The following is a 21,315-nucleotide window of genomic DNA, read 5'->3' on the forward strand; positions in this document are numbered from 1 at the left end:
TCACCCCTCGAGCCAGGCGGTGAAGAAGTTCGCGTAGGCGACGCCGTTGTACGTCACGCCCTGGAGCGCGGGGTTCTGCACGTAGATGCGCTGCACGATCTGCGTGAGGGGCGCGAAGTACGCCTGCTCGAGGACGTACTGCTGCAGCTCGTCGACGAGCGCCGCGCGGGTGTCGAGGTCGGTCGCCTGGGCGATGCCGTCGCGGAGGCCGTTGAGGGTCTCGTCGGTCTCTCCGACGCCGAACCAGTTCTCGCCGTTCTCGGCGTCGGTCAGGATGGACGCGACCGTGCCGACGTCGATGAAGCTGCGCGTGACCTCGTAGTTCGACAGGCTCGTGTTGCCCGACACCTTCTCGCCGAATGTCACGACGTCGTACGCCTCGATCGACACGTCGAAGCCGATCGCCGCGAGCTGCTGCGCGACGAGCTCGTCGATCGCCTCGCTCGTGACGAGGTACGGATTCGGGTACAGCGTGAGCGAGAGGCGCTCGCCGTCCTTCTCGCGGACGCCGTCGGCGCCCTCGGTCCATCCCGCGTCGTCGAGCAGCTGCGCGGCGAGCTCGGGGTCGTACGCGAACGCGTCGGAGTGGTCGGTCGCCTCCGGCACGTTGCTCTGGATGAACGACTCCGCCGCCTCCCAGTCCTCGGTGTACACGGTGGAGAGGATCTCGTCGCGGTCGATGCCGTGCTGGAACGCCTGGCGCACGAGCGTGTCGTCGAAGGGGGCGACCGACGCGTTCAGCCGGTATCCGTTGACGAAGCCGAGGTAGCGCGGGGTCGAGACGACGAAGCCCTGGTCGGCGAGGCCGCCGAGCTCCTGCGGCGGGATGTTGTAGGCGACGTCGGCCTGGTTCGACGCGATGGCGCCCGAGCGCGTGGACGACTCCGAGACGAGCTTGTACGTCACCGAGTCGAGGTAGGCCGGGCCGTCGTGCGCGAGCGCCTCGGGGCCCCAGTCGTAGTCGTCGCGCTTGACGAGGACGACGCTGTCGCCCTCCTTCCACGACTCCACGATGAACGGCCCGCTGCCGACGTCGTTCGAGAGGTCGGCCTGCTCCTCCGCCGGCAGCGCGAGCGTCTCGGGCGAGAGCAGGATCGAGCCGTGGTAGCCGAGCGTCGGGATGAACCCCAGCGTCGGGGCGTCGAACGACACCGCGACGGTCGTGTCGTCCACGGCCTCCGCGTGCTCGTACGTCTTGGGGAAGAGCCCGATCGGGTTGATCCCGTTCTCGGGATCGCCGAGCGCCCAGCTGTCGAGGTTCGCCACGACCGCCTCGGCGTCGAGCGGCGTGCCGTCGGAGAACGTCACGTCGTCGCGCAGGTGGAGCGTGAACTCGGTCGCGTCGTCGTTCTGCTCCCAGCTCTCGGCGACCCACGGGCTGACCTCGCCCGCCTCGTCGACGTACACGAGCTTGTCCGTCACGTGCCCCCAGATGTGGCCCTGGAAGCTCGAGATCGAGCTGTTGTTGGGGATCCAGCTGTCGCCGAGCGAGTCGATGAGGAAGACGATGTCGCCGCCCTCCTTCGAGTCGGCGCCGGCGGAGGCGGACTGGTCGGCGGCACCGGCGCAGCCGGCGAGGAGCGAGGCGGCTGCGGCGAGGCCGATGCCGGCGGCGAGCGCGCGCGGGAGGCGGCGGGTCATGATCGTGCGGTTCCTTCGGGTGGGGTGGAGCCTGTGGGAGGGGTCAGAAGGCCGTGCCGGGGTTCAGCAGGGCGTGGGGGTCGAGGGCGTCCTTGAGGGCGCGGTGCAGGGCGACGACGCGCGGCGGCAGCTCGAGCGCCGCGAGTTCGCGCTTCACCCGGCCGATGCCGTGCTCGCCCGTGACGGTGCCGCCGAGGGAGAGCGCGAGACGCGCGATGTCCTCGAGCGCGTCGTGCAGGGCGGCGTCGGGATGGGCGGGGTCGCCGCCCGCGGGGATGGCACGCGTCACGACGGGGTGCAGGTTGCCGTCGCCCGCGTGCGCCACGGCGGCGATGCGCACGCCGTGGGCGCGCTCGATCTCCGCGAACGCTGCGTAGACCTCGGGCAGCCGCGACTTCGGAACGGCGACGTCGCCTCCGACGAACCACTCCCCCTCGCGGAGCCCGCGACCGCTGCGGCGCAGCTCCCACAGCACGGCGGCGTCCTCCTCCGACTCGGCCGTGACGATGCCGCCTGCGGCGCGGAGGGCCGCGCTCAGCTCGGCGGTCTGCTCGTCGATGCCGAAGCCGTCGAGCTCGACGAGGACGAGCGCCGCCCCGCGTGCGCGCAGCGAGGTGCCGCTGTGCCGGTCGATGGCGTCGAGGCTCGGCTCGTCGAGGAACTCGACGACGGCGGGGCGCACGCGCGACGCCGTGATGGCGCCGAGCGCGGCGGCGCCCTCGGCGGTCGACGGGAAGAACGCGCTCAGCGTGCGACGGGCGACGGGAAGCGGCCGTGTGCGCACGGTCGCCGAGACGACGATGCCGAGCGTGCCCTCCGAGCCCGTGAGGAGCGACACGAGGTCGTAGCCCGTGACGCCCTTGAGCGAGCGGTGGCCGATGGACACGAGCTCGCCGTCCGGCAGCACGACGTCGAGGGCGAGGATCGACTCGCGCGTGACGCCGTACTTCGCGCACCGCAGGCCGCCCGCGTTCGTGGCGATGTTCCCGCCGATCGACGAGATGGCGTAGCTGGCGGGGTCGGGGGCGTAGAACAGGCCGTACGGGGCGAGCGCCGCGTTGAGGTCGGCGTTGATGACGCCGGGCTCGACGACCGCGATCTCGTCGGCCGGCGCGATCTCGACGATGCGCGTGAGCCGCTCGGTCGAGACGACGAGCTGATCGGGCGCGGCGACAGCGCCGCCCGAGAGGCCCGATCCCGCTCCGCGAGGGATGATCGCGATCCGCGCGGACGCCGCCGCCCGCACGACGGCCTGCACCTCCGCCGCGCTCGCGGGGAACGCGACGGCCGGCCCGGAGTCGGGAGCGGACGCGCGCGTGCCCGCGTCATGCGCGTAGGGCGCCGTGCCGGCGCCGGGGGCCTCGACGCGAACCCGTGCGGCGCGCAGGGCCTCGAGGAGCGTTCCGATCGCGTCGGCGGTGAGGATGGTCATGGGGCGACTGTGGCAGGGCGCCCGGCGCACTCCAACGCGCGTGTCACGCGGTTGCCGTGTGTGTCGCCGCGTTTCAGGATGCGTCGCGGTGCGTCGGGCGGTGTTGCCCCCCGGCCGCGCAGCGAGGACGCGCGGCGGCCCCGGCGTGCCGACACGCTCCACTCGCTCGACGACCGGAAGCAGCTCGCTGGACGCCGCTGACGCGGCTCAGCTGCCGATGATCGCGACGAGCTCGTCGAGGAAGCCGGCGAAGTCGGTGCCGCGGCGGATGATCCGCTGCACGTCGTCGCGCTCACCGAACACCTCGACGAACTGCTCGAAGACGGTCTGGAACGCCTCGCGGTCGCTCTCGCTGAACGCCGCGAACGCGACCACCTGCACGCGCGAGTCGCCCCACGCGATCGGCGACTCCGCGATGCCGATCGCGATGGCGGTGCGGCGGGCCGTCATGCGCATGGCGTGGGGGACGGCGAGCGCGTCCGTGAAGGCGGTCGACGACATCCGCTCTCGCTCGATGGCGCCGTCGACGTAGCCGTCGTCGATGACGCCGCGCTCGACGAGGAGCGCGCCCAGTCGCCGGATGACGGACTCCTCGTCTCCCTCGATGCCGCGCACGAACGTCTCCGCGTCGAAGTAGCGCTCCAGCTCCGTGCGCAGCCGCGCGAGGCGGCGGGCGCGACGCAGCCGGGCTGCCGCCTGCTGCACGCGGTCGACGTCGGCCTCCGTGAGGAAGGGCCGGATGCGCACGATGCGCTCCGACGGCGTCGGCGGCTCGATCGTTGTGAGCACGAGGTCGCTGTCGATCCCGCGCCAGTCGGGGTCGACGCGGGTCACGACCTCGACGACCTCGACGGCGCCGCCGAGCGACCGGGCGATGCTCGAGCGCAGCAGCTCGTGCAGCTCGTAGTAGCCGGGGCAGACGATCGTCGCCGTGAGACGCGTGCCGCCCGCGCGGGCGCGCTCGAGCTCGCCGCCGACGTGCATCGCGATGTAGGCGATCTCGTCGTCGCGGATGGCCATGCCGAGCCTCTCGGAGAGGTCTCCCGCGATCGATACCGCGACCTCGAAGATCATCGGGTAGGTGGCCTTGATCGACCGCGTCAGCGGATTGCGCGACCACGCCTGCTCCCTGGCGCGCAGCGCGAGGTTCTGCACGTGCAGCGCGAGCCGGAGCGCGAACTCCTCGCCGTCGAGCGCCACGAGGTACTCGCGGGAGACGCGCGAGACCGCGGCGCGCACGGCGGACTCCACGGCGGGGTCGATCCCGCCGGCTCCCGCCTGAGCGGTGCCCGGCACGACGACACGGGTGAGCAGGAGGGACGCGAGGTGCAGGCGGTCGCCGCGGCCCAGCGCGACGCCGAAAGCGGACTCCGCGAGCCTGCCGACGACCTCGGCCAGGCGTTCGTGCTCTGCCTCCGGATCGCCGCGGACGGCGTCCAGCGAGCGCCCCTGGAGCGCCCTGTCGACGGCGATGGAGGCGTGCAGCGCCGCGTCGGCGACGGCGAACTCGTTGACGAAGTAGCCGAGGGCGCCGAGCTCGGCGGCGAGCTCGCCCTTGAACCGGCCGAAGGCGCCGGCCGACACCGTCGTCGCGCCGACGACGCGCCGCAGCGCCTCGACGTCGAAGGCGCCGTCGTCCATCTCGTCGTGCGCGAGGGAGGACAGCAGGCGACGGCGCGCGAGCTCGCTCCCCGCCAGGACGACGCGCGGCCCCGTGCGCTCCAGGGCGAGGTCGGCGCCCGTCCGCACGAGGGCGCGCACGCGGGAGAGGTCGCCCTCGAGCGTCGCCTCGCTCACGTGGAGCGCCGCGGCCGTGTCGTGCACGTCGATGCCGTCGTCCGCGTCGATGAGCGCGTGGATGAGCCGGTGCAGCCGGTCGCGCGGCGTCCCGGGAGCCGAGGCGCCCGCCTCCTTCAGAAGCGCCGCCCCCGTCGGATGCGCCCGGTAGCCCGCGGGGCCCGACGCGATCACGGGATGCCCTGGCACACGCCCGTTGACGGCCGTCACGTAGGAGCGGATGCTGCGGGGCGTCACGCCGAGCACGTCCGAGAGCGCGGCCGCGGTCATCCATCCGCCGTCGCGGAGGAGGATCGCGACGAGACGATCCTGACGCTGCCGCGACATCCGCACCTCCTCCGCACGCGTCCGACAAGTCAACCACGCGCTCCGGCCGCGCCGGCTTTCCGCCCGGGCGGAAGAAAGACCAGTTGTCGCGCACCCGGTCGCTCGCGAGGATGAAGAGTCAGAAGGAGTCGGTCGATGAGGATCTTGGTGGTCTGCGGCGCAGGGGCGTCCAGCACGTTCGTCGCGCATCGCGTCAACCGCGCCGCGCGGGCCGCCGGGCTCCCCTATTCGGCCTTCGCGGGCGCGCAGGCGTCTCTGCCCGTCGACATCGACGCGGCAGACGTCGTGCTCGTGGGCCCGCACCTCGCCGCCTCGCTCGACGCGATCCGCTCCGCCGCCGTCCCGCGCGGCGTCGCGGTCGTGCCGCTGCCCGACGACGTCTTCTCCGACACCGACGGCACGCGCGTGCTCGCGCTCGTACGCGCCGTCGCCGAACCGGACGCGCCGGTCGCGTCCAGCTGATCCGCAAGGGAGTCACCATGTCCGCTGTCAGCCGTACCGTGAAGATCGCCTCGTCGCACGGTCTGCACGCCCGCCCCGCGAAGCTGTTCGCGGAGGCCGCCAAGAACTCCGGCCTGGCCGTGACGATCGCGAAGGGCGACGGCAAGCCCGTCAACGCCGCGAGCATCCTCGGCGTCATCTCCCTCGGCGCCAACACGGGCGACGAGGTGACCCTCACGGTCGAGGGCGAGGGCGCGGAGGCCGTGCTCGACGCGCTCACGACGCAGCTCGAGACCGACACGGACGCCGCCTGATGGCCGAGCTCCGCGGCGTCGGCATCGGACAGGGCGTCGCCCAGGGGCCCATCGCCCGCATGGCGGCGCGTCTCGATCCGCCGCGCGAGGAGAAGAGCACGCGCGGCGCCGACGACGAGAAGGCCGCCGTCGCGGCGGCCGTCGCGGCGGTCGCCGCGGAGCTCAACGCCCGCGGCGAGCGCGCGGGCGGCACCGCCCAGGACGTGCTCGAAGCACAGGCCATGATGGCCGAGGACCCGACGCTCGAGGAGGGCGTGCACGCGCGCATCGACGCGGGCAGCACAGGAGAGTGGGCGGTCCATGCCGCCTTCGCCGAGTTCGCCGAGACGCTGCAGGCCATGGGCGGGTACCTCGGAGAGCGGGCGGCCGACCTCGCCGACGTCGCGCAGCGCGTCATCGCGCATCTGCGCGGCGTGGCAGCGCCCGGGGTGCCCGATCCCGGCCATCCGTTCGTGCTCGTCGCGCCCGACCTGGCGCCCGCCGACACGGCGCTCCTCGATCTCGACAAGGTGCTCGCCGTCGTCACGACCGAGGGCGGCCCGACGTCGCACACGGCCATCCTCGCCGGCGACAAGGGCATCGTCGCCGTCGTCGGCACGGGTGAGAGCGATCTCCTCGTCGACGGCGCCTACGTCGTCGTCGACGCGGCCGCCGGCCTCGTCGTCGTCGACCCCGACGACACGCAGCGCGCGGAGGCGTCCGCACGCGCCGACGCGCGCAGGGCCGCCTCCGAGGCGCCCGTCACGCCCGGGGCCCTCGCCGACGGCACGGCCGTGCCGCTGCTCGCCAACCTCGGTAACCCCGACGGGGCCGCCGAGGCGGTCGCGCTGGGAGCGGAGGGGGTGGGGCTCTTCCGCACGGAGTTCCTCTTCCTCAGCTCCGAGGCGGCGCCCACGGTCGAGGAACAGACCGCGTCGTACACGCGCCTGCTCCAGGCGTTCCCCGGCCGGAAGGTCGTCGTGCGCGCGCTCGACGCCGGCGCCGACAAGCCGCTGAAGTTCCTCACGGACGAGGGCGAGGAGAACCCCGCGCTCGGACGCCGGGGCCTTCGCGCGCTGCGCCACCACGAGGAGGTCCTCCGCGACCAGCTCACGGCGCTCGCCGCGGCCGACGCGGCGACCGAGGCCGACCTGTGGGTCATGGCGCCCATGGTCGCGACGGTCGAGGAGGCCGAGTACTTCACGCGCATCGCACGCGAGCACGGCATCCGCACGGCCGGCGTCATGGTCGAGGTGCCCTCCGTCGCGCTCCTCGCCGACAGGGTGTTCGAGGTGACCGACTTCGGCTCGGTCGGGACGAACGACCTCGTGCAGTACACGATGGCGGCCGACCGCATGCTCGGCACGGTCGCCTCGTACCAGGACCCCTGGCATCCCGCCGTGCTGCGCCTGGTCGCCGAGATCGGCCGTGCGGGAGCCGCGCACGGCAAGCCCGTCGGGATCTGCGGGCAGGCCGCGGCCGACCCGCTCCTCGCCGTCGTCCTCGTCGGACTCGGCGCGACGACCCTGTCGATGTCGCCGCGCGCCCTCGTCGACGTGCGCGCCGAGCTGCTGAAGCACACGCTCGACGACGCCCGCCGCCTCGCCGAGGCGGCCCTCGCCGCCTCCGACGCGGCATCCGCCCGCGACGCGGCACGCGCCGCATCGTCCGTCTGACGCACCACCCGAGCAGAGAGAACACATCCATGTCTGACACGGCAACCGCGGCGAAGACGCCCGGATCGCTCCGCGTCGGAGTGCAGAAGGTCGGTACCTTCCTCTCCGGCATGATCATGCCCAACATCCCCGCGCTCATCGCCTGGGGCATCTTCACGGCGTTCTTCATCGACGTGGGATGGACGCCGAATCCGGCGCTCAACTCGGTCGTCGGGCCGATGATCCACTACCTGCTGCCCATCGTCATCGCCTACCAGGGCGGCCGGATGATCTACGAGACGCGCGGCGCGGTCGTCGGCGCCATCGCCACCTTCGGCGCGATCGCGGGCTCGGACTGGCTCATCGGCCTGCAGAACGTGGAGCTCGAGGCGGCCGGCGAGAAGCCGATCAGCACCATCCACATGTTCATCGGCGCCATGATCATGGGGCCGCTCGCGGCGTGGGTCATGAAGAAGCTCGACGCGCTGTGGGAGGGCCGCATCAAGGCGGGCTTCGAGATGCTCGTCAACATGTTCTCGGCCGGCATCTTCGGCTTCATCGCCGCCGTGTTCGCGTTCTACGTCATCGCGCCGATCGTGAACTGGATCATGAACGTGCTCGGCGGGGCGGTCGGCTGGCTGGTCGACAACGGCCTGCTTCCGCTCACGAGCATCCTCATCGAGCCGGCGAAGGTGTTCTTCCTCAACAACGCCATCAACCACGGCGTGCTCACGCCGCTCGGCACCGCCGAGTCGAGCGAGTCGGGCAAGTCGATCCTCTTCCTCCTCGAGGCGAACCCCGGCGTCGGCCTCGGACTCCTCCTCGCGTTCACGTTCTTCGGCGTCGGAGCGGCACGCGCCTCGGCCCCCGGTGCCGCCATCATCCAGTTCTTCGGCGGCATCCACGAGGTGTACTTCCCCTACGTCCTCATGAAGCCGGCCCTGCTGCTCGCCGTCATCGCCGGCGGCGCGACGGGCGTCGCGACGAACGTGGTGTTCCGCTCCGGCCTCGTGGCCCCGGCGGCACCGGGATCGATCTTCGCGGTGCTCGCCCAGACGGCGCGCGACAGCTACCTCGGCGTCATCCTCGCCGTCGTCCTCTCCGCCGCCGTGACGTTCGTCATCGCGGCGGTCATCCTCCGCGCGAGCCGCAGGCGCGACCTCGCCGCCGAGGCCGCGGGCGTCGACGGCTTCGGGGCCGCCGTGGCGCAGACGCAGGCGAACAAGGGCAAGGAGTCGAGCGTGCTCGGAGGCCTCGCAGGCGGTGCCACCGCCGTCGCGACGCGGCCCATCGAGCGCGTCGTCTTCGCGTGCGATGCGGGCATGGGCTCGTCGGCGATGGGCGCGAGCGTCCTGCGCACCAAGATCAAGCAGGCGGGCATCCCGGGCGTCACCGTGACGAACAAGGCGATCGCCGCCCTCGACGGCACGGCCGACCTCGTCATCACGCAGGCACAGCTCACCGACCGCGCGAAGCAGAAGGCCGCGGGCGCCGTGCACGTCTCGGTCGACAACTTCATGAACTCGCCGCGCTACGACGAGGTCGTGGAGCTGCTGCGCGCCCAGGCGGCAGGCGAGACCGCTCCCGCGGCCGAGGAGCCCGTCGTCGTCCCCACGACGACCGGCCCGATCGGCTCGGGGCGCACGCGTTCCGACGACGGCGTGCTCACGCGCGGCAGCGTGCGCATCCACCGCGGCTCCGCGACGCGCGATGAGGCCCTCCAGGAGGCCACGGACATCCTCGTGAGCGCGGGCGCCGTGACGCCGGCCTACGTCGACGCCATGCGCGCCCGCGAGGAGACGGTGTCCACGTACATGGGCAACGAGCTCGCCATCCCTCACGGCACGAACGACGCGAAGGACGCCATCCTCGGCTCTGCGCTCTCGGTCGTCCGCTATGACGGAGGCGTCGACTGGGACGGCGACGAGGTGACCTTCGTCGTCGGCATCGCCGGGGAGGGCGGCGAGCATCTCACGATCCTCGCCAACGTCGCGGAGCTGTTCGGCGACGACGACCGGATCGCGCAGCTGAAGGCCGCGACGACGGCGGACGAGCTGTACGACCTGTTCCAGAGCGTGAACGGAGACGCGTGATGAAGGCCGTCCACTTCGGCGCCGGCAACATCGGCCGCGGCTTCGTGGGGCTGCTGCTCCACGAGGGCGGGTACGAGGTCGTCTTCTCGGATGTCGCCGCGTCGCTCGTCGACGCGCTCTCGGCGGCGGAGTCGTACACGGTGCACGAGGCCGGGCCGGGCGGCGTCGACCGCGTCGTCACGGGCTTCCGCGCCGTGAACAGCTCGCAGGACGCGCATGCCGTGGCCGATGAGGTCGCGACGGCCAACGTCGTCACGACCGCCGTCGGACCGACCGTGCTGCGGTTCATCGCGCCGCACATCCTCGCGGGACTGGCCCTGCGCGACCCCGACGCGCCGCCGCTGCAGGTGATGGCGTGCGAGAACGCGATCGGCGCCACCGATCAGCTGCGCGCGGAGATCGCGGAGCTGGCGGGCCCCGGCTGGGACGCGCTGGAGGGGCGCGCCGTGTTCGCGAACACGGCGGTCGACCGCATCGTGCCGGGCCAGCCGGCGGGCGCGGGGATCGACGTGACCGTGGAGCCGTTCTTCGAGTGGGCGATCGAGCAGGGGCCGTTCGAGGGCGACCTGCCGAGCATCCCCGGGGCGCACTTCGTCGACGACCTCGCGCCGTACATCGAGCGGAAGCTCTTCACCGTGAACACGGGGCACGCCGCCACGGCGTACCACGGCGCCGTCGCGGGCATCGAGCGGATCGCCGATGCCCTCGCGGTGCCCGAGGTCGCCGCGGCGGTCGAGGCGGCGCTCGCCGAGACCTCGGCGCTGCTCGCGGTGAAGCACGGCTTCGCCCCGGAGGAGCTCGCGGCCTACCGCGAGACCATCCTCGGGCGGTTCCGGAACCCGGCGCTGCCCGACACGGTGCAGCGCGTCGGGCGCCAGCCGCTGCGCAAGCTGTCGCGGCACGAGCGCTTCGTCGGCCCCGCGGCGGAAGCCGTCGAGCGCGGCCTCCGTGCGGACGCGCTCGTCGCGGCGATGGGCGCCGCGCTGCGGTTCGAGGACGCCGAGGACGCTCAGGCGGTCGAGCTGCAGGGGCTGCTGGCCATGCTCGACGCCGACGCGTTCACCGCCGAGGTGACGGGGCTCGACGCGGGGCACCCGCTGTACCCGGCCGTCCGCGCCGAGGTCGCCGCCCGCCAGTCCGCCCTCGCGGGCTGAGGCGCCCCCTATCCCCCGCGCGCTTCTCGTCCAACGCCTCTCGTCCAACGGATATCCGTTGGATGAGAGGCCATCCGATTCGGCGACATCGCGTGTGCTTTCGCCAGTCGGATGGCCGTTCGGCGCGGAGGGTCGGGGGGCGCCTCGCGCGTAGGCTTGAGCGGTGAGCAGCAGGCGCGGGCGACGGATCGCCGCATGGATCGGAGGCGTCGTCGGCGGCCTCGTCGTCGTGGCCGTGGCGGGCATCCTCATTTGGAGCCAGGTGGGCGTCATGGGTGCGGAGGCCGAACCGCTCGCCTCCGTTCAGGAGGACCCGGCGATCGTCGCGGAGGACGCCTCCGGCGCGATCGTGCTCTCCCCCGCCGACAGCGGCTCCGGCGAGGCGGGCGATGTCGGCCTCGTCTTCGTGCCGGGAGCGAAGGTCGACCCGTGGGCGTACGCCGCGAAGCTCTCCGATCTCGTCGCCGAAGAGGGGATGACGGTCGTCATCACCCGACCGTGGCTCAACCTCGCGTTCTTCGACCTGCGCCCGCTCTCGGATTTCACCTCCCTCGCACCCGAGGTCGGCACCTGGATGGTCGGAGGCCACTCCCTCGGCGGGGTGCGCTCGTGCCAGCTCGCCGCCGACGCCGACGCCCTCGTGCTGTTCGGGTCGTACTGCGCGAACGACCTCGCCGATTCCGGCCTCCCGGTCCTGTCGATCTCCGGATCCGAGGACGGCCTCTCCACGCCGGACAAGATCGCCGACGCCCGCCCGCTCCTCCCGGCGGACGCCGAGCTCGTCGAGATCGCCGGCGCGAACCACGCCTCGTTCGGCGACTACGGGCCCCAGGCCGGCGACGGCACGGCGACCATCCCGGACGACGAGATGACGGCGCAGATCACAGAGCTCGTCGGGGCGCTCGCCGCCACGCTCGACTGACGGGCCCCGGGCCCCGGCTCTCCCCTCCCCTGGCGATCGGACATCCGTTCGCCGAATCCGCACCGCAGTGCGCGGTATCCCGTGCGGTCTCGGCACGCGCATGTGGTCTCGACGGGCACCGGACGGGACGGGCACCAGCGGCGCGACGGGGGCGGGAGACGACGCGGTCGCCCGCACCACTCGTCCACAGGCCCGTGCGCGGCGCGAGCTGTGCACATCCGCCCGCTGCACCGCGCATGCCGCGCTCCCCGGCGGGCACGATCGGGGCATGCCCGCTCGATCGCCTCTGCTGTTCACCCGTGCCGCCGTCGTCGCCGACCTCAGCCGTGCCGGCCTCGACGCCGCGCTCGCTCGCGGCTCCCTCCTCCGGGTGCGGCCGGGCCGCTACGCGAACGCCCGCGAGTGGCAGGCGACCCACGTCGAGGAGCGCCAGCGTCAGCTGTTCGCCGCCGCACAGGAGGACGCCGAGGTGGAGCCGATCGCGGCGAACATCACGGCCGCGGCCGCTCACGCGCTTCCGTTGTTCCGCGTCCGCGATGAACGGATCCACACCGTCAACGTCGACGGACGTGCGGCGTCGTCGACCTCGCGGTGCTTCCGGCATGACGATGCGTGCGACCCCGCCGACATCGTCCGCCTCGACGGCCGCCTGACGACGAGTCTGTCGCGCACGGTCTTCGACGTCATCCGGACGCAGCCCGCCGAGACCGCGATCACCGTCATCGATGCGGCACTGCGCCAGGTCGCCGTCGACGGCAGCGGCCGCGTGCGCGACATCGAGGCCGCGGAGCGACTGCGGGACGACATCCGGCGGCACGTCGATGCGGGCGTCGGCGCACGCGGCATCGTGCAGGCGCGACGGATGGTCGACCTCGCGCATCCGGGCGCGGACGGCCCCGGCGAGAGCGTGAGCCGGCTCTACCTCGCCGATCTCGGTTTCGCGCCGATCGAGGTCCAGGTGCGGGTGGCCGGCCCCGATGGCGGTGAGTACTCCGTGGATCTCGGCTTCGCCGGTGTGCTCGCCGAGTTCGACGGCGAGCACAAGTACCGCGAGCCGTCGTTCCTGCGCGGCCGGACCGCGGAGCAGGCGGTCATCGACGAGAAGCGACGCGAGGACTGGATCCGCGCGACGACGCGGCAGCCGTTCCTCCGTTGGGGGATGGCCGACATCGCGACGCGCGGCGCACTCGCCGACCGTCTGCGCGCCTTCCACGTCTTCGCCCGCCGAACGCCCATCCGATGACCGAGAGCACACCGGATGACGCGGAATGTGATGGGCTCTCGTCCAACGGATATCCGTTGGACGAGAAGGAGAGAGAAGGAGAAAGAAGGAGAGAGAAGAAGGGAGGGAGGGAGGGAAGGCCCGGTGGGGTCAGCGGCGCCGTGACCGCTTGGCGAAGCCGTCGGTGATGAGGTCGATGAGCTCCTCGCGCTGCTCGACGGGGAGGAACGCCGCCGCGGCCGCGTTGAGCTGGAACTGCTCGATGTCGTCGAGGTCGTAGTCGAACGTCGCGGCGAGGATGGCGAGCTCGCGCGTGAGCGACGTGCGGCTCATGAGGCGGTTGTCGACGTTCACCGTGACGCAGAATCCGAGCTGGTACAGCAGGTCGAAGGGATGGTCCTCGATCTGCGTCCCCCAGTGCGCGATCGCCCCGGTCTGCAGGTTCGACGACGGCGACAGCTCGAGCGGGATCTCCCGATCGCGCACCCAGCGCGCGAGGTCGCCGAACTGGACGAGGACCTCCTCGCCCTCCCGCGAGACGACGTCGACGTCGCGGGCGATCGCGACGCCGTGTCCGAGCCGGAGCGCTCGCCCGTCGAGCAGCGCCGAGCGGATGGACGGGATGCCTGCGGCCTCGCCGGCGTGCACCGTGACGGGGAGGAACTCGCCCGCGAGGTAGTCGAATGCGGCGCGATGCCGTGACGCGGGGAACCCGTCCTCCGGCCCGGCGATGTCGAAGCCGACGACGCCCTCCTGCCGGAAGGCGACGGCGAGCTCGGCGATCTCCCGCACGCGGTCGCTCTGGCGCATCCCGCACAGGATCTGCCCGACGCGGATGGACATGCCGGCGTCCTCGGCGAGGTCCTCGCCCTGCTCGATGCCCTCCTGCACCGCCTCGACCGCCTCCTCCAGCGTGAGCCCGCCGTCGAGGTGCTGCTCGGGAGCCCAGCGCACCTCTCCGTACACGACGCCGTCGGCCGCGAGGTCCTCCACGAACTCGCGCGCGACGCGCGTGAGCCCCTCGCGCGTCTGCATGACGCCGATCGTGATCTCGAACGTCTTGAGGTACTCCACGAGCGAGCCGGAGTCGGCCTGCGCCGCGAACCACTCCCCGAGCGCCTCGGCGTCGGAGGCCGGCAGCGCGAGATCGGTGCCCTCGGCGAGCTCGATGATCGTCTGCGGGCGCAGGCCGCCGTCGAGGTGATCGTGCAGCGACACCTTGGGCAGGCTGCGCAGCGCGACGCCTCCGACACGGGGCTCTGCGGTCTTCTGGGTCGCCATGACGGCCTCCTGGGTCTGGGGGGGGGTGATGCGGATGGCCCGGTGCCGGGCGGGCGGTCAGGCGGAGATGCGCTCGCGCACGATGCCGGCGCGCTCGGGAGCAGTATCGCCGATCTCCCACGCTCCGTCGAGGGCGTCGAGCGCGCGCGCGAACCGCGCGGGGTCGTCGGCCGAGAGCGTGAGGACGGCCTGCCCCGCCGTGACGACGTCGCCGGGCTTGACGTGGAGGTCGATTCCGGCGGCGTGCACCACGGGGTCCTCGGCGCGCGCACGCCCGGCGCCCAGGCGCCACGCCGCGACGCCGACGCCGAAGGCGTCCATCCGCGTGACGACGCCGGCGCGATCGGCGGTGAGCGTGTGCGTCTCCCGCGCCGTCGGCAGCGGGGCGTCGGGGTCGCCGTCCTGTGCACGGATCATGCGCCGCCACGTGTCCATGGCGCGGCCGTCCGCGAGCGCCGCAGCCACGTCGACGTCGGGCCGGCCTGCCAGGGCGAGCATCTCGCGCGCGAGCGCCACCGTGAGCTCGACGACGTCGGACGGCCCGCCGCCCGCGAGCACCTCGACCGACTCCCGCACCTCGTTGGCGTTGCCGACCGCGAGGCCGAGCGGCGTCGTCATGTCGGTGAGGAGCGCGGTCGTCCGCACGCCGGAATCGGCGCCCAGCGCCACCATCGTCTCGGCGAGCTCGCGCGCCCGGTCGATGTCCTTCATGAACGCGCCGGAGCCGAACTTCACGTCAAGGACGAGGGCGTCCGTGCCCTCCGCGATCTTCTTCGACATGATGCTGGAGGCGATGAGCGGGATGGCCTCGACCGTGCCCGTGACGTCGCGGAGCGCGTAGAGCCTCTTGTCGGCGGGGGCGAGCCCCGTGCCCGCCGCGCACACGACCGCGCCCACGTCCGAGAGCTGCGCCATGAGCTCGTCGTTCGACAGTGCGGCGCGCCATCCGGGGATGGACTCGAGCTTGTCGAGCGTCCCGCCCGTGTGCCCGAGGCCCCTCCCGGAGAGCTGGGGGACGGCGACCCCGAAGGTCGCGACGAGCGGCGCGAGGGGCAGCGTGATCTTGTCGCCCACCCCTCCCGTGGAGTGCTTGTCGGCGGTCGGCTTCCCGAGGGCGGCGAACGACATCCGCTCCCCCGACGCGATCATCGCCTCCGTGAGCACGCGGATCTCGTCGCGCTCCATGCCGTTGAGCAGCACCGCCATCGCGAACGCGGCCATCTGCGCGTCGGCGACGTAGCCGCGCGTGTAGGCGTCGACCATCCATCGGAGCGCGTCCTCGGGGACCCGGCCGCCGTCGCGCTTGGCGCGGATGACGTCGACGGCGTCGAAGGGCTCCGCGGTCATCGCTCCTCCAGGTCGCGCGGCCCGAACGCGTCGGGCAGCACCTCGTCGATCGTGCGGACGCCCGACACCGTCTCGAGCAGCATGCCGGGAGCGGCATGCTCGAACAGCAGCTGCCGGCACCGTCCGCACGGCATGAGCGTGCGCTTCTCCCGGTCGACGCACACGAAGGCGACCAGGTGTCCGCCGCCCGTCATCGCGAGGTTCGAGATGAGCCCGCATTCCGCGCACAGCCCGACGCCGTACGACGCGTTCTCGGTGTTGCAGCCCGCGACGACGCGCCCGTCGTCGACGAGCGCGGCCGCCCCCACCGGGAACCGCGAGTACGGCGCATACGCCTTGCGCATGGCGTCGGCGGCGACGCCCCGGAGTGCGTCCCAGTCGATGTCGGTCATCGTCATCCCTTGATGTACGGCTTGCCCGCGGCGGCGGGGCCGCGCGATTGGCCCACGAAGCCCGCGACCGCGAGGATCGTCACGACGTACGGGAGCATGAGCATGAACTGGCTGGGGATGGGCGTCCCGAGCACGGAGAGCAGGTTCTGCAGGTTCGTGGCGAAGCCGAACAGCAGCGCCGCGAGCGTCGCGCGGATGGGGTCCCATCGGCCGAAGATGACGGCGGCGAGCGCGATGAAGCCGAGACCCCCCGTCATCTGCTCGTTGAACTGCGGCACCGACACGAGGGTGAAGTACGCTCCTCCCGCGCCCGCGATGGCGCCGGCGAGGGTGACGTTCCAGAAGCGCATCGGGTTGACGCGGATGCCGACCGTGTCGGCCGCCTGCGGGTGCTCTCCCACTGCGCGCACGCGCAGGCCCCAGGTCGTCCGGTAGAGGCCCCAGGCAACGAGCGCCACGGCGACGTACATGAGATAGACGAGGAAGGTCTGGTTGAACAGCACGGGGCCGATCACGGGGATCTCGACGAGGCCGGGGATGGGCAGCCGCTCGAAGGTGGCGGGCCGGTTGAGCTCGAGCTCGTTCGGGACGAGCAGGATGCCGAAGAGGAAGCCCGTCAGGCCCGTGACGAGCACGTTCAGAACGACGCCGACGATGACCTGCTCGACGAGGTAGGTGATGGCGAACACGGCGAGCACGAGCGAGACCAGGACGCCGCCGAGCATGGCGCCGAGGAGCCCGATGAACGGATTGCCCGTGATGCTCGACAGGATGGCGGCCGAGAACGCCCCGAAGAGCAGCTGCCCCTCGATGGCGACGTTCACGACGCCGACGCGCTCGCCGATGACGCCGCCGAGCGCGCCGAAGACGATCGGCACGGAGATCGAGAGGGCTCCGGCGAAGAGGCTGATGACGGGGATGAGGCCATCCGCCCCCGCCCAGGTGAGGAAGGCGAACAGCGCGAACGCGCCGTAGGCGATCGGCACCCATGCGCGCGTCGTGCGGTAGGCGAGCGTGTCGGCCACGGCCCATCCGGTGAGCGCGACGAGAACCGCGAGCACGCCCCACAGGAACGGCGCGGTCGGGATGCTCACCTCCCCGATGGGGATGAGCGCGTCGGCCGTGCTCAGCCGGTACGTCGTCCACCCCGAGCGCGGCGCGAAGACGAACAGCGCCGCGAGCAGGACGGTGAGCAGCCCGAGCGTGATGGCGAGCTTGGGGCGGCGGACGCGCACGAGCGTGGGCACGACGACCTCCTCGGGGATCCCCGCTGCGACCTGCGACATCACGCCACCGCCTTCCGCGCCGCGCGGGCCCTGGCCCTGGCGCTCTTCTCCGACTCGTCCTTCGGCAGGAAGAAGATTGTCCGCACGAGCGGCGGCGCCGCGACGAAGAGGACGACGAGCGCCTGCACGACGAGCACGATGTCGACCGGGATGCCCTCGGACGCCTGCATGCTGTAGCTGCCCGCCTTGAGCGCGCCGAAGAGGATGCCGGCGGCGAACGTCCCCCATGCGCGGCTGCGTCCGAGCAGCGCCACTGTGATCGCGTCGAAGCCGAAGCCGGCGTCGATGTGGCTGTCGAAGCCGGTCGTCACGGCGCCCTGGATCTGGTTCATGGCGGCGAGGCCGGCGAGACCGCCCGCGAAGAGCATCGCGTACACGTAGATGCGCTTCACCGAGATGCCGGCCGCGCGCGCCGCGTGCGGGTTCTCGCCCACGGCGCGCATGCGCAGGCCGAGGCTCGAGCGCTCGAGCAGCCACCACACGAAGACGGTCGCCGCGATGACGATGAGGAAGCCGACGTCGAGGTTCGGGAAGGCCGCGCCGAACAGCGGCGCGAACTGCGCGCCCTCCGGTGTCGCGGCCGAGATGGGCTGGTTGGATCCGGCCTTCTGGAGCACGCCGGCCGTGCTGACCATCCAGTCGACGAGGTAGACCGCGATGTAGTTGAGCATGATCGTGAGGATCACCTCGTGCGCTCCCGTGCGCGCCTTGATGATCCCCGCGATGCCGGCCCAGATGGCGCCGCCGAGGATGCCGGCCGCGAGCGTGAGCGGCAGCTGGATGGCGAGGGGCAGGTCGAGGCGGAACGTCAGGAGTGCCGACAGCGCCGCGCCGAAGAGGATCTGGCCCTGCGCGCCGATGTTGAACATCCCCACGCGGAACGCGAGCGCCACGCCGAGCCCGGCCGCGATGAGGGGCGCCGCGTTCCCGAGCGTGTTCGTGAGGGGGCGGATGCCCGTGGCGACGTCCTCCGCGCGGGTGTTGTAGATCGCGCCCCGGAAGAGCGCCTCGTACCCTCCCGCGACCGACTGCCAGATGGCGGAGAAGGTGTCGCCAGGGCGGGCGAAGAAGTACCCCGCCGCCTCGCGCACGTCCTCGCTCGTCAGGGCGATGAGCACGCCGCCGACGACGAGCGCCACGACGACCGCGAGGATCGAGGTGACGACGCTGCCCCGCAGGATCTCGCGGAGCACGCGGTTGGACTGCGGCACGGCGGTGCGCGGCGTGCTCGTGTGGGCGGGGAGCGGCTGCTGCTGGTCGGTCATGCCGATGCCTCCTGGGCGCCGGCCATGAGCAGGCCGAGCTCGTCGCGCGGGGTGTCGCTCGGCACGATGCCGACGATCTTCCCGCGGTACATCACCGCGATCCGGTCGGCGAGGGCCACGACCTCGTCGAGCTCCGTGGAGACGACGACGACGGCGACGCCCTCGTCGCGCGCGGCGACGATGCGGGAGTGGATGAACTCGATCGAGCCGACGTCGACGCCGCGCGTGGGCTGCGCCGCGAGCAGCACCTTGAGGTCGCGGCTCATCTCGCGCGCGACGACGACCTTCTGCTGGTTGCCGCCGGACAGCGTTCCCGCTGCGGTGTCGGGGCCCTGGGCGCGGATGTCGAACTCGGCGATGCGGTCGTGTGCGAAGGCGTCGAGGGCGCTGCGCTGGAGCGTGCCGAATCGCACGAACTCCTCCGCGTCCGAGCGGTCGAGGACGAGGTTCTCGGCGATCGACATGCTCGCGACGAGCCCGTCGACGGTGCGGTCCTCCGGGACGAAGCCGACGCCCGCATCGAGGATCGTGCGCACGGACGCCCCGACGAGCTCCTGCCCGTCGACGGAGATGGAGCCGGTGACGTGGTTCTCGAGGCCGACGAGCGCCTCGGTGAGCTCGGTCTGGCCGTTGCCCTGCACGCCGGCGATCGCGAGGATCTCGCCCGGGCGCACCTCGAACGAGACGTCGTCGACGACGACGACGCCCTCGTCTGTGCGCACGCGCAGATCGCGGACGACGAGACCGCCGGCGCTCGGGCTGGCCGGCTTCTTCTGCACCGTCAGCTCGACGGCGCGGCCCACCATGAGCGAGGCGAGCTCGGCGTTGGTGGACGTGGGAGAGGCCTCGCCCACGACCTTGCCGCGGCGGACGACCGTGATGCGGTCGGCGACCTCGCGCACCTCGCGGAGCTTGTGGGTGATGAACACGATGCCGACGCCCTCGTCGCGCAGCTGGCGCATCATCGCCATGAGCTCATCGGTCTCCTGCGGCGTGAGCACAGCGGTCGGCTCGTCGAAGACGAGCACCCTGGCGTCGCGCGCGAGGGCCTTGATGATCTCGACGCGCTGCTGCACGCCGACGGGCAGCTGCTCGACGACCGCGTCGGGATCGACGTGGAACCCGAAGCGGGCGGCGACCTCGCGCACCTGCGCACGCGCGGCTCCGAGGTCGAGCCCGCCCGTGCGCGTCGTGCGCTCGTGCCCGAGCGCGACGTTCTCGGCGACGGTGAAGACGGGGATGAGCATGAAGTGCTGGTGCACCATGCCGATGCCCGCCTCCATGGCGTCGCCGGGTCCGCGGAAGCGCTGCGGGACGTCGTCGAGCAGGATCTCGCCCTCGTCGGCCTGGTAGAGGCCGTAGAGCACGTTCATCAGCGTCGACTTGCCGGCGCCGTTCTCGCCGAGGAGCGCGTGGATCTCGCCCGGACGGACGGTGAGATCGATGTGGTCGTTGGCGACGAGGCTGCCGAATCGCTTCGTGATTCCGCGGAGCTCGAGCTTCATGTGGGCACCCTACCGTGCAGGTGTGGACGGGGAGGAGACGCACCGCGGGGCGGCCGGGCAGACGCCCGACCGCCCCGCGGCGCGGCTGCGGTTTACGGCGAGTTCTCCGACTCGACGACGATGTCGCCCGAGACGATCTGCTCCTGCAGCGTCGCGAGCTCGTCGACGAGGCCCTCAGGGAGCTGCGACTCGAAGTCGTGGAAGCTCGACAGCGCCACGCCCTCGTTCTCGAGCGTTCCGATGTAAGGCTCGACGTCGAAATTGCCCGTCGAGCCGGTGACGGTCGCGTCGTAGACGGCCTGGTCGATGGCCTTCTCGATCGACACGAACACGATGTCGGCGAGGTCGGGCTCCTTCACCGCGAGGTCGCTGTCGACGCCCATGAGGAGCACGTCCTCACCGCTGTCGGCGATGGCCGCGGCGGCGCTCGTGTAGATCGGGCCTCCGACGGGCAGGATGACGTCGACGCCCTGGTCGAGCACGCCCTGCGCGGTCTGACGCGCGACGTCGTTCGCGTCGAAGCCGCCCGTGAACGAGCCGGACTGCGCCTCGGCGTCCCAGCCGACGACCTCGACGGCGGCGCCCTTGTCCTCGTTGTACTTCTCCACGCCGTACTGGAAGCCGTCCATGAAGACCGCGACCGACGGGATCTGCATGCCGCCGAACGTGCCGACCTTGTTCACGCCGGACTGCGCCGACCACGCCGCGGCCGCGTAGCCGCCGAGGTAGGCCGCCTGGGCGGTGTCGAAGACGAGCGGCTTGATGTTGGGCGCGTCGACCTCGCCGTCGAAGTCGTTGTCCGCCCAGTCGTCGATGATCGCGTAGTCGATCTCGGGGTTCGCGAGCGCCGACTCGACCGTGGCGGCCGAGAGGTTGAAGCCCACGGAGATGATGAGCGAGCAGCCCTGCGCCACGAGCTCCTCGAGGTTCGGGGCGTAGTCGTTCGCGCTCGTCGACTCCATCTCGGTGACGTCGATGCCGAGCTCCTCGGCCGCGCGGTCCATGCCCTCCTTGGCGGACTGGTTGAACGAGCGGTCGTTCCAGCCGCCGGCGTCCGAGATGAGGCACGGGTTGAAGTCGCTGTCGACCTCTTCGCCGCCCGTGGTCTCCTCGGGGGCAGAGCCGCAGCCGGCGAGCAGCAGGGCCGACGCGGCGAGCGCGACGCCGCTGAACGCAGCCTTCTTCGTGGTCTTCACACTTTCCTCCAGAGTGTGCGGGCCCCGAACCGTCGCAGGGCCAATATGCTCACGCTAGTCGTCTTC

Annotated in this window: 17 protein-coding genes; 7 read left to right on the forward strand and 10 right to left on the reverse strand. The window is 72.1% G+C overall.

From position 1 onward, the window contains the following. From ACWGPF_RS04600 to ACWGPF_RS04610, 3 genes are all read right to left on the reverse strand, one after another. Window positions 1–1,641 carry an ABC transporter substrate-binding protein gene (locus ACWGPF_RS04600; RefSeq protein WP_452331705.1) on the reverse strand — a complete coding sequence of 547 codons (1,641 nt, stop codon included), beginning with the start codon at window positions 1,639–1,641 and terminating at the stop codon, window positions 1–3. Window positions 1,642–1,684: 43 nt separating this feature from the next. Next, entirely contained in the window at window positions 1,685–3,073 is a 1,389-nt protein-coding gene (locus tag ACWGPF_RS04605) for an FAD-binding oxidoreductase (protein WP_452331706.1), read from the reverse strand. A 207-nt stretch (window positions 3,074–3,280) separates the two neighbouring features. Continuing rightward, complete coding sequence (locus tag ACWGPF_RS04610) at window positions 3,281–5,197, reverse strand: BglG family transcription antiterminator (protein ID WP_452331707.1); 1,917 nt, start codon at window positions 5,195–5,197, stop codon at window positions 3,281–3,283. A gap of 135 nt (window positions 5,198–5,332) precedes the next feature. On the opposite strand from ACWGPF_RS04610, the gene ACWGPF_RS04615 reads away from it, so the two are divergent. From ACWGPF_RS04615 to ACWGPF_RS04645, 7 genes are all read left to right on the forward strand, one after another. Further along, a complete protein-coding gene (locus tag ACWGPF_RS04615; protein ID WP_452331708.1) occupies window positions 5,333–5,659 on the forward strand; it encodes a PTS sugar transporter in 327 nt (108 codons plus the stop codon). 17 nt (window positions 5,660–5,676) lie between these two features. Further along, a complete protein-coding gene (locus tag ACWGPF_RS04620) occupies window positions 5,677–5,952 on the forward strand; it encodes an HPr family phosphocarrier protein (RefSeq protein ID WP_452331709.1) in 276 nt (91 codons plus the stop codon). After that, window positions 5,952–7,607 carry a phosphoenolpyruvate--protein phosphotransferase gene (gene ptsP / locus ACWGPF_RS04625; RefSeq protein WP_452331710.1) on the forward strand — a complete coding sequence of 552 codons (1,656 nt, stop codon included), beginning with the start codon at window positions 5,952–5,954 and terminating at the stop codon, window positions 7,605–7,607. The genes ACWGPF_RS04620 and ptsP overlap by 1 nt, the downstream gene beginning before the upstream one ends. 29 nt (window positions 7,608–7,636) lie before the next feature. Then, complete coding sequence (locus ACWGPF_RS04630; protein WP_452331711.1) at window positions 7,637–9,679, forward strand: PTS mannitol transporter subunit IICBA; 2,043 nt, start codon at window positions 7,637–7,639, stop codon at window positions 9,677–9,679. Next, window positions 9,679–10,833 carry a mannitol-1-phosphate 5-dehydrogenase gene (locus ACWGPF_RS04635; RefSeq protein WP_452331712.1) on the forward strand — a complete coding sequence of 385 codons (1,155 nt, stop codon included), beginning with the start codon at window positions 9,679–9,681 and terminating at the stop codon, window positions 10,831–10,833. Before ACWGPF_RS04630 ends, ACWGPF_RS04635 begins: the two co-directional genes overlap by 1 nt. A 163-nt stretch (window positions 10,834–10,996) precedes the next feature. Further along, the gene (locus ACWGPF_RS04640) at window positions 10,997–11,755 is read left to right on the forward strand and encodes an alpha/beta hydrolase (protein WP_452331713.1); all 759 of its coding nucleotides are present in this window, start codon (window positions 10,997–10,999) and stop codon (window positions 11,753–11,755) included. A 268-nt stretch (window positions 11,756–12,023) separates the two neighbouring features. Beyond that, window positions 12,024–12,998, forward strand: a complete 975-nt coding sequence (locus ACWGPF_RS04645) for a hypothetical protein (RefSeq protein ID WP_452331714.1) — start codon at window positions 12,024–12,026, stop codon at window positions 12,996–12,998. Between the two features lie 129 nt (window positions 12,999–13,127). Here ACWGPF_RS04645 and ACWGPF_RS04650 read toward each other — a convergent pair whose 3' ends face one another. The 7 genes from ACWGPF_RS04650 to ACWGPF_RS04680 form a co-directional block, all read right to left on the reverse strand. After that, window positions 13,128–14,258 (reverse strand): adenosine deaminase, encoded by a 1,131-nt coding sequence (locus tag ACWGPF_RS04650; protein ID WP_452331715.1) that lies wholly within the window; start codon window positions 14,256–14,258, stop codon window positions 13,128–13,130. Window positions 14,259–14,315: 57 nt separating this feature from the next. After that, on the reverse strand, window positions 14,316–15,605 hold the full coding sequence (locus ACWGPF_RS04655; protein ID WP_452331716.1) for a thymidine phosphorylase: 1,290 nt from the start codon (window positions 15,603–15,605) through the stop codon (window positions 14,316–14,318). Then, window positions 15,602–15,997 carry a cytidine deaminase gene (locus ACWGPF_RS04660; RefSeq protein WP_452331717.1) on the reverse strand — a complete coding sequence of 132 codons (396 nt, stop codon included), beginning with the start codon at window positions 15,995–15,997 and terminating at the stop codon, window positions 15,602–15,604. Before ACWGPF_RS04660 ends, ACWGPF_RS04655 begins: the two co-directional genes overlap by 4 nt. 2 nt (window positions 15,998–15,999) lie before the next feature. Beyond that, complete coding sequence (locus tag ACWGPF_RS04665; protein WP_452331718.1) at window positions 16,000–17,283, reverse strand: ABC transporter permease; 1,284 nt, start codon at window positions 17,281–17,283, stop codon at window positions 16,000–16,002. Continuing rightward, window positions 17,283–18,548: an ABC transporter permease gene (locus tag ACWGPF_RS04670; protein ID WP_345442038.1), complete on the reverse strand. Its 1,266-nt coding sequence runs from the start codon at window positions 18,546–18,548 to the stop codon at window positions 17,283–17,285. The genes ACWGPF_RS04665 and ACWGPF_RS04670 overlap by 1 nt, the downstream gene beginning before the upstream one ends. Beyond that, window positions 18,545–20,053, reverse strand: coding sequence for an ABC transporter ATP-binding protein (locus ACWGPF_RS04675; protein ID WP_452331719.1), 1,509 nt, complete (start codon window positions 20,051–20,053; stop codon window positions 18,545–18,547). Before ACWGPF_RS04675 ends, ACWGPF_RS04670 begins: the two co-directional genes overlap by 4 nt. A 92-nt stretch (window positions 20,054–20,145) precedes the next feature. After that, window positions 20,146–21,249: a BMP family lipoprotein gene (locus tag ACWGPF_RS04680; RefSeq protein ID WP_452331720.1), complete on the reverse strand. Its 1,104-nt coding sequence runs from the start codon at window positions 21,247–21,249 to the stop codon at window positions 20,146–20,148. Window positions 21,250–21,315: the final 66 nt, after the last annotated feature.

It is taken from the genome of Microbacterium sp. NPDC055683 (assembly GCF_053617895.1).

Bases quoted from the DNA above. Each gene is read 5' to 3' on its own strand.
- ACWGPF_RS04600 (WP_452331705.1), bottom strand. From the start codon at position 1,641: ATGACCCGCCGCCTCCCGCGCGCGCTCGCCGCCGGCATCGGCCTCGCC.
- ACWGPF_RS04605 (WP_452331706.1), bottom strand. From the start codon at position 3,073: ATGACCATCCTCACCGCCGACGCGATCGGAACGCTCCTCGAGGCCCTG.
- ACWGPF_RS04610 (WP_452331707.1), bottom strand. From the start codon at position 5,197: ATGTCGCGGCAGCGTCAGGATCGTCTCGTCGCGATCCTCCTCCGCGAC.
- ACWGPF_RS04615 (WP_452331708.1), top strand. From the start codon at position 5,333: ATGAGGATCTTGGTGGTCTGCGGCGCAGGGGCGTCCAGCACGTTCGTC.
- ACWGPF_RS04620 (WP_452331709.1), top strand. From the start codon at position 5,677: ATGTCCGCTGTCAGCCGTACCGTGAAGATCGCCTCGTCGCACGGTCTG.
- ptsP (WP_452331710.1), top strand. From the start codon at position 5,952: ATGGCCGAGCTCCGCGGCGTCGGCATCGGACAGGGCGTCGCCCAGGGG.
- ACWGPF_RS04630 (WP_452331711.1), top strand. From the start codon at position 7,637: ATGTCTGACACGGCAACCGCGGCGAAGACGCCCGGATCGCTCCGCGTC.
- ACWGPF_RS04635 (WP_452331712.1), top strand. From the start codon at position 9,679: ATGAAGGCCGTCCACTTCGGCGCCGGCAACATCGGCCGCGGCTTCGTG.
- ACWGPF_RS04645 (WP_452331714.1), top strand. From the start codon at position 12,024: ATGCCCGCTCGATCGCCTCTGCTGTTCACCCGTGCCGCCGTCGTCGCC.
- ACWGPF_RS04650 (WP_452331715.1), bottom strand. From the start codon at position 14,258: ATGGCGACCCAGAAGACCGCAGAGCCCCGTGTCGGAGGCGTCGCGCTG.
- ACWGPF_RS04655 (WP_452331716.1), bottom strand. From the start codon at position 15,605: ATGACCGCGGAGCCCTTCGACGCCGTCGACGTCATCCGCGCCAAGCGC.
- ACWGPF_RS04660 (WP_452331717.1), bottom strand. From the start codon at position 15,997: ATGACCGACATCGACTGGGACGCACTCCGGGGCGTCGCCGCCGACGCC.
- ACWGPF_RS04665 (WP_452331718.1), bottom strand. From the start codon at position 17,283: ATGTCGCAGGTCGCAGCGGGGATCCCCGAGGAGGTCGTCGTGCCCACG.
- ACWGPF_RS04670 (WP_345442038.1), bottom strand. From the start codon at position 18,548: ATGACCGACCAGCAGCAGCCGCTCCCCGCCCACACGAGCACGCCGCGC.
- ACWGPF_RS04675 (WP_452331719.1), bottom strand. From the start codon at position 20,053: ATGAAGCTCGAGCTCCGCGGAATCACGAAGCGATTCGGCAGCCTCGTC.